This is a genomic window from Trinickia symbiotica, from assembly GCF_003028655.1.
GTDB classification, from domain to species: Bacteria; Pseudomonadota; Gammaproteobacteria; order Burkholderiales; family Burkholderiaceae; genus Trinickia; species Trinickia symbiotica_A.
The window spans coordinates 371,187-383,897 of record NZ_PYUC01000008.1 but is presented as its reverse complement, the minus strand read 5'-3'; the positions used below and the strand labels follow the sequence as shown (position 1 = coordinate 383,897).

The 12,711-nt window shown below is 65.1% G+C and carries 9 protein-coding genes and 1 pseudogene; 1 reads left to right on the top strand and 9 read right to left on the bottom strand.

Going from position 1 to position 12,711, the window contains the following annotated elements; genetic code table 11:
• From C9I57_RS32455 to C9I57_RS18315, 9 genes and pseudogenes are all read right to left on the bottom strand, one after another.
• Positions 1–669 (bottom strand): annotated as a pseudogene (locus C9I57_RS32455) (hypothetical protein); the annotation flags it as partial.
• A gap of 420 nt (positions 670–1,089) precedes the next feature.
• Positions 1,090–3,228, bottom strand: a complete 2,139-nt coding sequence (locus tag C9I57_RS18350; protein WP_107152037.1) for an ABC transporter ATP-binding protein — start codon at positions 3,226–3,228, stop codon at positions 1,090–1,092.
• A complete protein-coding gene (locus C9I57_RS18345) occupies positions 3,225–4,109 on the bottom strand; it encodes an ABC transporter permease (RefSeq protein ID WP_258187704.1) in 885 nt (294 codons plus the stop codon). Before C9I57_RS18345 ends, C9I57_RS18350 begins: the two co-directional genes overlap by 4 nt.
• The gene (locus C9I57_RS18340) at positions 4,106–5,116 is read right to left on the bottom strand and encodes an ABC transporter permease (protein WP_107152036.1); all 1,011 of its coding nucleotides are present in this window, start codon (positions 5,114–5,116) and stop codon (positions 4,106–4,108) included. The genes C9I57_RS18345 and C9I57_RS18340 overlap by 4 nt, the downstream gene beginning before the upstream one ends.
• Before the next feature lie 84 nt (positions 5,117–5,200).
• Positions 5,201–6,880 carry an ABC transporter substrate-binding protein gene (locus C9I57_RS18335; protein WP_107152035.1) on the bottom strand — a complete coding sequence of 560 codons (1,680 nt, stop codon included), beginning with the start codon at positions 6,878–6,880 and terminating at the stop codon, positions 5,201–5,203.
• Between the two features lie 102 nt (positions 6,881–6,982).
• Positions 6,983–9,091, bottom strand: a complete 2,109-nt coding sequence (gene fusA / locus C9I57_RS18330) for an elongation factor G (RefSeq protein WP_107152088.1) — start codon at positions 9,089–9,091, stop codon at positions 6,983–6,985.
• A 120-nt stretch (positions 9,092–9,211) separates the two neighbouring features.
• Positions 9,212–9,652 carry a DUF192 domain-containing protein gene (locus C9I57_RS18325; RefSeq protein ID WP_440130221.1) on the bottom strand — a complete coding sequence of 147 codons (441 nt, stop codon included), beginning with the start codon at positions 9,650–9,652 and terminating at the stop codon, positions 9,212–9,214.
• Positions 9,653–9,888: 236 nt separating this feature from the next.
• The gene (locus C9I57_RS18320) at positions 9,889–10,071 is read right to left on the bottom strand and encodes a hypothetical protein (RefSeq protein ID WP_107152033.1); all 183 of its coding nucleotides are present in this window, start codon (positions 10,069–10,071) and stop codon (positions 9,889–9,891) included.
• A 350-nt stretch (positions 10,072–10,421) separates the two neighbouring features.
• Complete coding sequence (locus C9I57_RS18315) at positions 10,422–11,069, bottom strand: pseudouridine synthase (RefSeq protein WP_107152032.1); 648 nt, start codon at positions 11,067–11,069, stop codon at positions 10,422–10,424.
• 347 nt (positions 11,070–11,416) lie between these two features.
• Between C9I57_RS18315 and icd the strand changes: the two genes are divergently transcribed.
• Positions 11,417–12,673, top strand: coding sequence for an NADP-dependent isocitrate dehydrogenase (icd, locus tag C9I57_RS18310; RefSeq protein WP_107152031.1), 1,257 nt, complete (start codon positions 11,417–11,419; stop codon positions 12,671–12,673).
• Positions 12,674–12,711: the final 38 nt, after the last annotated feature.

Sequence of the window (12,711 nt, the reverse complement as noted above, 5' to 3'; positions counted from 1 at the left end):
GCCGCTGCCGCTGCCGCCGCTGCCACCGCTGCCACCGCTGCCACCGCTGCCACCGCTGCCGCTGCCGCCGCTGCCGCTGCCGCCGCCGCCGCTACCGCCGCCACTGCCGCCACTGCCGCCACTGCCGCCGCCGCCGCCACCGCCGCCACTGCCGCCACTGCCGCCACTGCCGCCACTGCCGCCGCTGCCGCCGCTGCCGCCGCTGCCGCCGCTGCCACTGCCACTGCCACCACTGCCACTGCCACTGCCACCGCCCTTACCGCCGTTGCCTCCTCCACCACCGCCGTCTCCGCGTGAGCCATTCGCGCCGGCAACCGAAGGACCGCCGCTCGGCGCGCCTTCTGACGTGGCACTGCTATCGGCGCCGCCCACGTCGCCTACATCATTGCTGATACGTTTGAGACATGCCTCATAGTCGGGATTGCCTTCACAAGGATTCTGCTTCGCGGCGGTACCGTTGGCCTCGTTCTGGGTTGGACCCCCGGCGGCCATATCGCCTGCGTCCGCATCGACGATCGTGCTCGGGGCGAGCGTCGAGTTGACCATGTCGTCGGGACTGATGGCGGCATCCGCGTTACTACCGAGCAGAACCACCAACGCACTCGCGAGCGAAAACCTGACGATGTGTGCAGACAGATAGGACTGCTTAGTTTTTTCAGTGCTTTTCATGGTTCGTCCTGCATGAAAACGGCAAGCCGTCGCCGGTGCCGCCCCAGCCCCGACGAGCAGACCCGCATCGGTCCGCATCAGCTACTTATTAAGTAGTCCTAACGAAGCACGAGTAAGGGCGCGCCGACCTCGAAGAGGTAGCGGTGGCTTCGTCGATAGGGAAGGCGCGCGCACGCGCATCCGTGCGGCCTTACTGCGATAACCGTGCCATTGCGGCGAATGCGCCGCCCCATCGGGCGTTCATCGCGCGCGCGCGGCGTGGCGAAGCGAATACCGCAGAAAACGTTTCAGGCTTGATACCCGACGCGCGAAAAAAGGCGGGAAAGGCAGCGCTTGAGTCGGAAATGCGATGGGCATTACACCGCGATGGCGGAGCGCGTGGCGCATGAATACGCCGCTTGTCCGCCGCTGAAGCGCGCGTTATGTCGGCGCGGTCTCGTGGCGTGCGATGTGCAATTCTGAGACTGGGATGTGGCAGCGGATCAAATGGCCGTTGCCCGCATCGGCGAACGGCGGATCGTGCTCTTCGCAGACGGCGCCGAGCTTGCGTGGGCAACGCGTGTGGAACGCGCATCCCGAAGGCGGTGTCGTCGCGCTCGGTGGGTCTCCGAACAGACGTACGCGCTCGCTTTGCGCATGAATCCCCTGCAACGTCGGCATCGCCGACAGCAACGCCGCGGTGTACGGATGATGAGGACCGTCGAACACATCGTGGACCGAGCCGATTTCGAGCAGCCGTCCCACATAGAGCACAGCGATGCGATCGGAGACGTATCGGACGACGTTGAGATCGTGCGAGATGAAGATGTAGCTCACTCCGCGCTGACGCTGAAGATCGACGAGCAGGTTGAGAATGGCGGCCTGCACGGACACATCGAGCGACGACGTCGGCTCGTCGCAGACGACGACGCGCGGCTCGCCCGCGAATGCGCGTGCGATCGCCACGCGCTGCTTGAGGCCGCCCGAGAGCTGCCGCGTGCGAGCGCCAAGATAGCGCTGCGGCAGCCGCACGGCATCGACGAGCATCGCGAGCCGCTCGTCGTGCGCTTTGCCGCGCAGCGCGGCGAGCTTCGAGAGTGCGCGGCCGATCAGATGCTTGACCGAATGAGCGCGGTTGAGCGCCGAGTCGGGATTCTGGAAGACGATCTGCAGTGACTTCACCTGATCGTCGTCGCGGCGGGTGACGCGTGGCGGTAAAGGGGCGCCGTCGAGCTCGAGCACACCGCCCGCATCGGGTGCGACGAGACCCACGAGCAGCTTGGCGAGCGTCGTCTTTCCGCTGCCCGATTCGCCGACGAGTCCGAGCGTCTCGCCGGCCGCGAGCGTCAGCGACACATCGTCGACGGCGCGCAGCGCGTGAGCCGGCGTGGCGAACGTCTTCGAAAGATGCGCCGCGCGCAAGCGCGGTTGTCCGTCGCGCGCGGCGAGGCGTCCGATCGCCGGACCAGAATCTTCCCCGCGCGGATCGGCCCGGTCGCCCGCGCTTTGCGCATCGAACGCCTCTCGCGACGCGGGCAACGCATGGGCCCGCTCGTGATAGTGACAGCGCGCCATTTGCGCGCCGCGCGCCGCGGCAATGCGATAAGGGGGCGGCGCCTCGCGCCGGCAGCGATCGTCGGCGAGCCGGCAGCGTGGGGCATAGATGCAGCCGCCCATCGTCGTGCCCGGTGGCGGAAGGCTGCCTGGGATCGTGTCGAGCCGCTCGACGTCCTTGCTGCGTCCCGGGCTCGGCAAGCAGCGCAGCAGGCCGACGGTATAAGGGTGACGCGGCGCGCGGAGCACGTCTTCGCTCGTGCCTTCCTCGACGAGCCTTCCCGCATAGAGGACGCCGACGCGGCTGCACATGCGGCTGATGACGGCAAGGTTGTGACTGATGAACAGCACCGCCGTGCCCGATTCGGCGCGAAGACGAGCGACGACATCGAGCACCTCGGCCTCGACCGTCGCATCGAGCCCGGTGGTGGGCTCGTCGAGAATCAACAAGGCGGGATTCGAAGCGAGCGCCATCGCGATCACGATGCGCTGCTGCATGCCGCCCGATAGCTGATGCGGGTAGCGCTCCATCACTTGACGCGGGTCCGCGATTCTCACCCGTTCGAGCATCGCGAGTGCTTCCTCGCGCGCTTCACTTCGCCCGATGCCGCGTGCGACCTCGAATGCTTCGGACAACTGAAGACCGACCCTCAGCGACGGATTCAGCGCGCGGGAAGGATCCTGATAGACCATCGAGACCGCTGTCGCCCTCATCGTACGGAGAGCCCTCGCATCGAGCGTCGCGACATCGATTCCGTCGATGGCGATCCGGCCTGCCTTGATCGTGCCGTTTCTCGGCAGATAGGTGAGTGCGGCGAGCGCGACCGTCGATTTGCCGCAGCCCGATTCGCCGACGAGCCCGTAAGCTTCGCCGCGCCGCACGCGAAACGTGACATCGCGCAGCACCTCGCGGTTGCGGCCGCGCACGCGGTAGGCAACCGTCAGTCCGGTCACCGTGAGCGCGTCCTCGCCGGCGCGCGGCGCGGGCTCGAAGCCGGGAGGCGCTTTGCGCGGGACGTCGCTCATGGCTGCAGGATCCCTTGCACGCTGTCGGCGACGAGGTTTACGCCGACGACGAGCGTTGCGATGGCGAGTGCGTCGAACACCACGGTCCACCCGGCACCGCCCGTCATCAGCGAATACGACTCGGAGAGGGCGAGTCCCCAGTCCGCTGAAGGCGGCGCGACGCCGAAGCCGAGAAACGAAAGCGTCGCGACGGCGAAGATGGCGTAGCCGAGGCGGACGGTCGCCTCGACGACGATCGGCGGCAGGACGTTGGGCGCAATCTCCACGAGCATGATGTAGACCGCATGCTCGCCGCGCAGCTGGGCGGCGGCGACATAGTCGAGATGGCGTTCGGCGAGCACGGCCGCGCGCACGGTGCGCGCCGTCATCGGCATGAACGTAAGCGCGATCACGAGCACCACGGTCGCATTCGATGCGCCCAGCGCCGCCAGTGCCGCGAGTGCGACGATGACGAGCGGCAACGCGAGCAGCGCATCGATGAGGCGTCCCGCGATACGATCGAGCCAGCCGTCGAAGTAGCCGAGAAGGAGCCCGAGCGCCGTGCCGGCGAGCGTGCCGACCAGCGTCGCGAGCGGGGCGATCGCGAGGATGTCGCGCGCACCGACGACCACGCGCGAGAAGATATCGCGGCCAAGCTGATCGGTGCCGAACCAGTGCGTGCCATCGGGCGGCATCAACGAGTCGAGCGGATCGGCCGCATAGGGATCGTGCGGCACGACGAACGGGCCGACGAGCGCGCACGCGATCCAGAATGCGACGATGAGCATGCCGACTACGAAGGTCGGCGAGCGCAGCAGCAGGCGCAGTGTTTCCGCCGGCGACGTGGAGGGACCCCGTTCGACGGCCGGTGTCCCGGTCGGAGCCGATGGCGTGGTGCTCATTCCGTTCCCTCCGTGCGCAGGCGCGGATCGAGCGCGACGAGCCAGGCGTCGGCGATGAAATGCGCGATCGTGTAGACGACGCCGACCGTCAGCACGCCCGCTTCGAGCATCGGGAAATCGCGGGCCGTTGCGGCGTTGTAGATGAGCGAGCCGATCCCTTGGTAGTGGAACAGCGTCTCGACGACGACGAGCCCGCCGACCATATAGCCGAGTTGCGTGGCGGCGACGGTGATGGTCGGCGGCAGTGCGTTGCGCAGCACGTGACGAAAGATGACGACGCGCTTCGGCAGCCCTTTGAGGATCGCCGTGCGCGTGTAATCGGCGTCGAGCGCCTCGACGGTGCCGGCACGCGCCATTCGCGCGATGTAGCCGAAAAAGACGAAGACGAGCGGCAGCGCGGGGAGGATCAGATGCCGCAGCGCGCCGAGCCAGCTCGTGCCGGGCGGATAGGCGGCCTCCGTCGGCAGCAGGCGGAGCCAGACGCCGAATACGAGGATCAGCACGATGGACGAGACGAACTCGGGTACGACGGTCGCCGAGAGCCCGACGATCGTCAACGTCCGATCGAGCCAGCGTCCCGCGTTCAGCGCGGCCCACACGCCGCCCGCGATACCGAGCGGCACGACGATCGCAAAAGCGAGCATCGCAAGCTTCGCGGAATTCGCGAGCGCATGAATGACGAAAGGCGCAACGGGTTGGCGAAAGGCGTAGGACATGCCCATATCGCCGTGCAGCAGTCGAGCGATCCATGTGCCGAACTGCACGAGGACGGGCCGGTCGGCGCCGAGTTGATGATCGAGCGCGGCCACGGCGCGCGGGTCCGCTAGCGGCCCGAGCATGGCGCGCCCGACATCGCCGGGCAGCAGCTGCCCGAGCGCGAACACGAGCGCCGAAAGCAAAACGAGCGTGACGAGCGAAAGCGCGAGCCGCACAGCGAGGAAGCGCGCGATGCGCGCGGCGGTGCCATGGGCGACGCGGACGCGCAAGGGAAGGGCGAGGGTCGGCATCTGCTACGTCGTCTCCGATCTCCACTTCGGTTTGCCGCTGCAATACATTCGAGAATGATCAGTACTGCAGACGAATCCGCCAACTCAGGACACTAGTGTGGCACGATCGAAGTACATCTGCGAAATCGCGGTGAAGCGCACGCCGTCGAGGGTTTTGCGTCGAGCGATCAGCATGTCGAAGAAGTAGGGAATGACGACGGGCGTTTCATCGAGCAGCAAGGCTTCGATCTGATGCGCGACTTTCTTTTGAGCACTGACGTCGAGTGCACCGACGTAGTCCGCGACGAGCTTGTCGTACGTGGCGTTCTTGAAATGCGCGGCATTCCAGGCGCCGTTGCTCGTAAGCGGCGCATTGAGAAAAAGGTTCGGCACGCCGCGGTGTCCGTAATCGGTGATGCCGAGCGTCGAGTCCAGCCAATCGGATTTGCCGAACGTGCCGGCGCCATAGTAGAGGCTCTGGCTTTCCACTTTGAGCTGCAGGCGCATGCCGATCGCCTTGGCGGCGTTTTGCACGACCACGGCGAGATCGGGAATCTCCATGAACTTCTCGGTCGTCAGCGTCAGCGTGGCATCGATACCGTTCGGGTGTCCGGCCTGCGCGAGCAATTGCTTGGCCTGACCGACGTCGATCCGGCGTTGCGGCACGGACGGATCGTACGAAGGGAATACCGGCGCGAACGGATGATCATTGCCGACTACGGCACGCCCCTTGAATAGCCCCTTGACGAGACGATCGCGGTCAAGCGCAAGCGCGAGCGCCTGTCTCACACGCTTGTCGTTGAACGGCGGTTGATCGCAGCGCATGTGAATCTGCCGATGCGCGCTCGACCTGACCGACTGGACGACGAACTCCGGATTGTTGAGGAGACCCGCGCCGCCTTGCACGGTGAAGTCGCCCATGACGTCGGCCTGCCTGCCCTCCATCGCGAGGATCTGCGCCTGTTGATCGGCGTAGAACGAGAATTGCACGCGCGAGGGCAGCGCTTTTTCGCCCCAGTATTCAGGATTCCTCACGAACGATGCGCCGACCTTCGGTTCGTATCGCTCGAGCTTGAATGGCCCGGTGCCGATAAAGCTCTTCTCGTATCCGCCGCTGTAGCTCGCGGGAAGAATCACGGCGTTGTAATTGTCGGATGAGACGTAGTAGGGGAAGTTGCCGTTCGGCGCGTCGAGATGAAACGCGACGGTACCGTCATCGATCGCGCGCGTGCCGCCCTTCGAGAGTACCCCTTTGAGCAGCGAAAGCGCGGCCGAGCCGCTTGCGGGGTCCGCAAGCCGATCGAACGTCGCCACGACGTCTTTCGCCGTAAGCGTCTGCCCATCGTGAAACTTCACGTTGGGGCGCAGCTTGAACGTCCAGACGTCGCCCTTCGCGTTCGCTTGCCATGAAAGCGCGAGGGCCGGCGTAAGCGGCTTGTCCGTGCTTTGGTCGTCGATCAGAAACTCGCCCGTTTGCGCGATCAGCGCGAGGCCGGCGGGGTCCGCGACGGTGAGCGGGTCAACGGCGCCAGCCGGCGTCAGATGTGCCACGCGGATCGTCGCGCCGGCGCCGGACGGCTTCGCTTGCGCCGCGGCCGCGCGCGGCAGCGCAAGTCCACCTAGCACGAGCGCGACGCCGGAGAGGCCCATGACGCCGGCATAGCGCAGCAGCTCGCGGCGCGAGAGGCGCTCAGCCAGGTACTCGTCGATGGCATGGTTGCCGAGCTCGCCGGCATCGCGGCGCACGGCGTCGAGCAGGGAGGGGCGATCGGAGCGAGTTTTCATCGGCGGGCGCCTCATGTCGGATGCGCGCTCAAAAGCCAAGCGCGAAAAGCGGCGAAAAGCGGCGCGGCGGCGGGCACGCCCGGTCGCCGCGCCGCGCGGGGATTACTTCGTCTTCGCGCTGATGACGGCGTCGGCCACGTGCGCGGGCGCCTCGGCGTAGTGCTTGAACTCCATCGAATACGTCGCGCGGCCTTGGGTGAGCGAGCGCAGGGACGTCGAGTAGCCGAACATCTCGGCGAGCGGCACCTCCGCCTTCACGAGCTTGCCGCCGCCGCCCGCGATGTCCTCCATCCCTTGCACGATGCCGCGCCGGCCCGAGAGGTCGCCCATCACGTTGCCCATGAAATCCTCGGGCGTCTCGACTTCGACGGCCATCATCGGCTCGAGCAGCACGGGCTTCGCGCGCCGCATCGCCTCCTTGAACGCCATCGAGCCGGCCATGCGGAACGCGTTTTCGTTCGAGTCCACGTCGTGGTACGAGCCGAACGTCAGCGTGACCTTCGTATCGACGACGGGGTAGCCCGCGAGCACGCCGCTTTGCAACGCTTCCTGAATGCCCTTGTCGACGGCCGGAATGAACTCGCGCGGAATCACGCCGCCCTTGATCGCGTCGACGAACTCGTAGCCCTTGCCGTGCGGCTGCGGCTCGAGCTTGATGACGGCATGGCCGTACTGGCCGCGCCCGCCCGACTGCTTGACGAACTTGCCCTCGACATCCTCGACGGTGTTGCGGACCGTTTCGCGGTACGCCACCTGCGGCTTGCCGACCGTCGCCTCGACGCCGAATTCGCGCTTCATGCGGTCGACGATGATTTCGAGGTGCAGCTCGCCCATGCCCGAGATGATCGTCTGGCCCGACTCCTCGTCGGTCTTCACGCGGAACGACGGGTCTTCCTGCGCGAGCCGGTTGAGCGCGATCCCCATCTTTTCCTGATCGGCCTTCGTCTTCGGCTCGACGGCTTGCGAGATGACAGGATCGGGGAAGATCATCCGCTCGAGGATGATCGGCTTGGCCGGGTCGCAAAGCGTATCGCCCGTCGTCGCTTCCTTCAAGCCGACGGCCGCGGCGATGTCGCCCGCGTAGACTTCCTTGATCTCCTTGCGATCGTTCGCATGCATCTGCAGGATGCGGCCGACGCGTTCCTTCTTGCTCTTCGTGGAGTTGAGCACGGTGTCGCCCGAGTTGACGACGCCCGAGTAGACGCGAAAAAAAATCAGCTGCCCGACGAACGGATCCGTCATGATCTTGAACGCGAGCGCGGAGAACGGCTCGTCGTCGCTCGGATGACGCTCGGCCTCGCGATCGTCCTCGTCATGACCGAGAATGGCCGGCACGTCGATCGGCGAAGGCAGGTAGTCGATCACCGCGTCGAGCATCGCCTGCACGCCCTTGTTCTTGAACGCGCTGCCGCAAAGCATCGGCACGATTTCGTTGGCGATCGTGCGCTTGCGCAGGCCGGCCTTGATTTCATCCTCGGAGAGGGAGGTATGGTCTTCGAGGTACTTCTCGAGCAGCTCCTCGCTCGCCTCGGCGGCGGCCTCGACCATCTTTTCGCGCCATTCCTCGGCCGTGGCGAGCAGCTCGGCCGGAATGTCGCGGTATTCGAACTTGACGCCCTGGCTCTCCTCGTCCCAGATGATCGCTTTCATTTTCACGAGATCGATCACGCCCTGGAAGCTGTCCTCGGCGCCGACCGGAACCTGGATCGGCACGGCGACGCCCTTCAGCCGCTCGCCGATTTGCCGCTGCACGCGGAAAAAGTCCGCGCCCACGCGGTCCATCTTGTTGACGAACGCGATGCGCGGCACCTTGTACTTGTTCGCCTGCCGCCAGACCGTCTCCGATTGCGGCTGCACGCCGCCCACCGAGTCGTAGACCATGCAGGCGCCGTCGAGCACGCGCATCGAGCGCTCGACTTCGATGGTGAAGTCGACGTGGCCCGGCGTGTCGATGATGTTGATGCGGTGCTCGGGATAGTTGCCGGCCATGCCCTTCCAGAACGCGGTCGTCGCGGCCGACGTGATCGTGATGCCGCGCTCCTGCTCCTGCTCCATCCAGTCCATGATCGCCGCACCTTCGTGAACCTCGCCGATCTTGTGGCTCACGCCCGTGTAGAACAGGATGCGCTCGGTCGTCGTCGTCTTGCCGGCATCGATGTGAGCGCTGATACCGATATTGCGGTAGCGCTCGATGGGAGTCTTGCGGGGCACGTCGATCTCCTTGCAAACGGGCGCCGGCATCGAGCCGGGCATGATTGCCGGCGCGTCACGCGGCGCGTAGATTTTGGTTGCAAGGATAGCGCCTGGCGGTGGCTTTTGCAGCCTCGTTCGTCACTGGGGCCGCGGGAGCCCCTGAATCCTGGTGCCGGGCGTGATCCCTTTGGAGGAAAACCAGCCCTTGCTCATTTCCAGCGCATAGACGCCGTTGTTGCGCGGACAATGATTGTTGGTCGTTTCCGCCTGCATTTCGTCGATGTCGGTAATTGTGCCGTCGGCGCGCATGAATGCGATCGACAGCGGAATCAGCGTGTTCTTCATCCAGAAGCAATGGACGGCGTTCTCGCCGAACACGAAAAGCATGCCTTCGTTCGGCGCGAGCTGGGTCCGGTACATGAGCCCTTGCTCGCGATCGGCGTCATTGGCGGCGACGGCCGCGTCGATGACGAACATGCCGGCGGTGAGCTTCGTGCGCGGAAACTCGGACGGCTGCTTCACGCCGGCGGGCATTTGCTGCGCAAAGGCGTTGGCGGCGGTGAGCGAGGCGGCGCCCATGACGGCGGCCGGGATCGCGGCGGCGATGCGCGCGAGAAGCGGGCGAAGCGAAACTCCCACGAGAGGCTCCTTGCTGAAGAGATCCGCGCATGTTACGCGAGCGGCTGGCGGCGAGGCAAAGCGAATGAATATCGGCCGTGCCAAACGACAAAAAGGCAGGCGCCCTGCGGCAGCCTGCCTTCAACGCCGTTGAAAACGGCTGGTGCTTCTTTTTGACTTCTTGCTTTACAGGAAGCTTACTCCGAAGCGCCCGAAGCGGCTTCAGCCTTGGCGGCCTTCTTCGAGTGCTTCTTGGCGTGCTTCTTGGCGTGCTTGGCGGGAGCGGCAGCCGGAGCCGAAGCGGCTTCCGTGGCCGAAGCTTGTGCGAAAGCAGCCGTTGCGAACAGGCCAGCGATGAGAGCGGCGATCAGCTTCTTCATGTCTTGAATCCTCAGCTTTAGTTGATTAACCAAATGACCCGGTCATTGAGTCATGTCGGTAAACGTGCCATCCACCTTTCGGTTGACAGCCGCATCGAAAGAATTCGTCGATACGTCTGCAAGCGCATCAGACCCGCTCTTCGCCGCTGAAAGACTCGGAAACGGAAACCCGCACGCTAATGCCGGATAGCTTAAAAGCGGCATCTGCGTCGAATAACGCATGATCGGTTGCGGTGGTTGACGCCGCCGCCTCAATTTTGTCGAACCTGAGGACCGGGGCCGTGAGGCGGGCTCGGCAAGGATCGGCGGCAGGCCTGTTGCCGCCGAAAAAAGCCTGCGGCGACAAGCAGTTAAGGCTTGCGGGAGCGCCGAGCGGGTGCGGCGCGCGGCTTGTCTCTCCCGATCTCGCCGGCCTCGCCGGCCTGGCCGCCCTCGCCGCCGTGCCACGGCGCCGTCGGCGGCAGCGTGCGCCACTTGCCTGGCTCGAGTCCGAGCGCGAAGAGATCGAGCGCGCCGATGCCGACTCGCACGAGACGCAGCGTCGGAAAGCCGACGGCCGCCGTCATGCGCCGTACCTGGCGGTTCTTGCCTTCCGTCAGCGCGAGCTCGATCCAGGCCGTCGGAATCGCCGCGCGATAGCGTACCGGCGGGACCCGCGGCCAAAGCGATGCCGGCGCCTCGATCGCCGCCGCGCGGCACGGGCCCGTCACGTAATCGCCGAGGTCGACGCCGCGCGCGAGCGCTTCGAGCGCGGCCCCGTCGGGCACGCCTTCGACTTGCGCCCAATAGCGTTTGACAAGTTTGTGACGCGGCTCGGCAATGCGCGCCTGCAAGGCGCCGTCGTCCGTGAGCAGCAGCAGGCCTTCGCTGTCGGCATCGAGCCGCCCGGCCGGGTAGACGCCCGGCAGCTCGACCCAATCCGCCAGCGACGCACGCGTTTCATGAGGTGAAAACTGGCAGATCGTGCCGAACGGCTTATTGAGAGCGATGAGGCGCATGACGAGCGTCTATGGCAAATGGCGGGATCTTAATGCATAATACGGCACCGCAAGTCTTCTGTCTTATATAAGACCTCGAAGCACTCCCGCATCTCCGATCGTCCCGTGGTCGCTGCGCTGTCGCCGCGAGAGCGGCGGCCGGCCGCGGTTCGGGCGCTTGCGGTCGCCGTCGTGGATACGTGGGCTAGAATAGCGAGCCAGCCGTATCTACGCGGCGCTGTCAAGCCGACGCGATTCGAACGCACGAGGCGAAACTCGAGACCCACTGCGAAACGCAACGGGGTGGATGGCTCGATTTCGCGGGGTCCGCTTGCTCATCACCTGCACAGCCAACACTGGAGTCGATCATGCCGTATCAGCACATCAAGGTTCCGACGAGCGGTGACAAGATCACCGTCAATTCGGACTTTTCGCTCAACGTTTCCGATCAGCCGATCATTCCGTACATCGAAGGCGACGGCACGGGCTTCGACATTACGCCGGTCATGATCAAGGTCGTCGATGCGGCGGTCGAGAAGGCGTATGGCGGCAAGCGCAAGATTCAATGGATGGAAATCTTCGCGGGCGAGAAGGCCACGAAGGTCTACGGCCCGGATGTCTGGCTGCCCGAAGAGACGCTGCAGGTGCTGAAGGAGTACGTCGTTTCGATCAAGGGCCCGCTGACGACGCCTGTCGGCGGCGGCATCCGCTCGCTCAACGTCGCGCTGCGCCAGGAGCTCGACCTGTACGTCTGCCTGCGCCCCGTGCAGTACTTCAAGGGTGTGCCGTCGCCGGTGCGCGAACCCGAGAAGACGAACATGGTGATCTTCCGCGAGAACTCGGAAGACATCTATGCCGGCATCGAGTGGGCCGCCGATTCGGAGCAGGCGAAGAAGGTCATCAAGTTCCTGCGCGAAGAAATGGGCGTGAAGAAGATCCGCTTCCCGGAAACGTCGGGGATCGGCGTCAAGCCCGTCTCGAGCGAAGGCACGCAGCGGCTCGTGCGCAAGGCGATCCAGTACGCGATCGACAATGACCGCCGCTCGGTCACGCTCGTCCACAAGGGCAACATCATGAAGTTCACGGAAGGCGCGTTCCGCGACTGGGGCTATGCTCTCGCGCAGAAGGAGTTCGGCGCCGAGCTCGTGGACGGCGGCCCGTGGATGAAGTTCAAGAACCCGAGGACGGGTAACGAGATCGTCGTGAAGGACGTGATCGCCGATGCGTTCTTGCAGCAGATCCTGTTGCGCCCGGCCGAGTACGACGTGATCGCCACGCTGAACCTGAACGGCGACTACGTCTCCGATGCGCTGGCGGCGCAGGTGGGCGGCATCGGCATCGCACCCGGTGCGAACATGTCCGATTCCGTCGCGATGTTCGAAGCAACGCACGGCACCGCACCGAAGTACGCGGGCAAGGACTACGTGAACCCGGGCTCGGAGATCCTCTCGGCCGAGATGATGCTGCGTCACATCGGCTGGAAGGAAGCGGCCGACATCATCATCTCGTCGATGGAAAAGTCGATTCTGCAAAAGCGCGTCACCTATGACTTCGCCCGCCTGATGGAAGGCGCGACCCAGGTGTCGTGCTCGGGCTTTGGTCAGGTGATGATCGAGAACATGTAACAGGGCTCGCTTGTAGTTTCAAGCAGCGTCATGCGGTA

What these genes read in the sequence shown, in the direction of transcription:
- C9I57_RS18340 (WP_107152036.1), bottom strand. Translation starts at nt 5,116, where the DNA reads ATGCCGACCCTCGCCCTTCCCTTGCGCGTCCGCGTCGCCCATGGCACC.
- C9I57_RS18345 (WP_258187704.1), bottom strand. Translation starts at nt 4,109, where the DNA reads ATGAGCACCACGCCATCGGCTCCGACCGGGACACCGGCCGTCGAACGG.
- C9I57_RS18315 (WP_107152032.1), bottom strand. Translation starts at nt 11,069, where the DNA reads ATGCGCCTCATCGCTCTCAATAAGCCGTTCGGCACGATCTGCCAGTTT.
- icd (WP_107152031.1), top strand. Translation starts at nt 11,417, where the DNA reads ATGCCGTATCAGCACATCAAGGTTCCGACGAGCGGTGACAAGATCACC.
- C9I57_RS18320 (WP_107152033.1), bottom strand. Translation starts at nt 10,071, where the DNA reads ATGAAGAAGCTGATCGCCGCTCTCATCGCTGGCCTGTTCGCAACGGCT.
- C9I57_RS18335 (WP_107152035.1), bottom strand. Translation starts at nt 6,880, where the DNA reads ATGAAAACTCGCTCCGATCGCCCCTCCCTGCTCGACGCCGTGCGCCGC.
- C9I57_RS18350 (WP_107152037.1), bottom strand. Translation starts at nt 3,228, where the DNA reads ATGAGCGACGTCCCGCGCAAAGCGCCTCCCGGCTTCGAGCCCGCGCCG.
- C9I57_RS18325 (WP_440130221.1), bottom strand. Translation starts at nt 9,652, where the DNA reads ATGGGCGCCGCCTCGCTCACCGCCGCCAACGCCTTTGCGCAGCAAATG.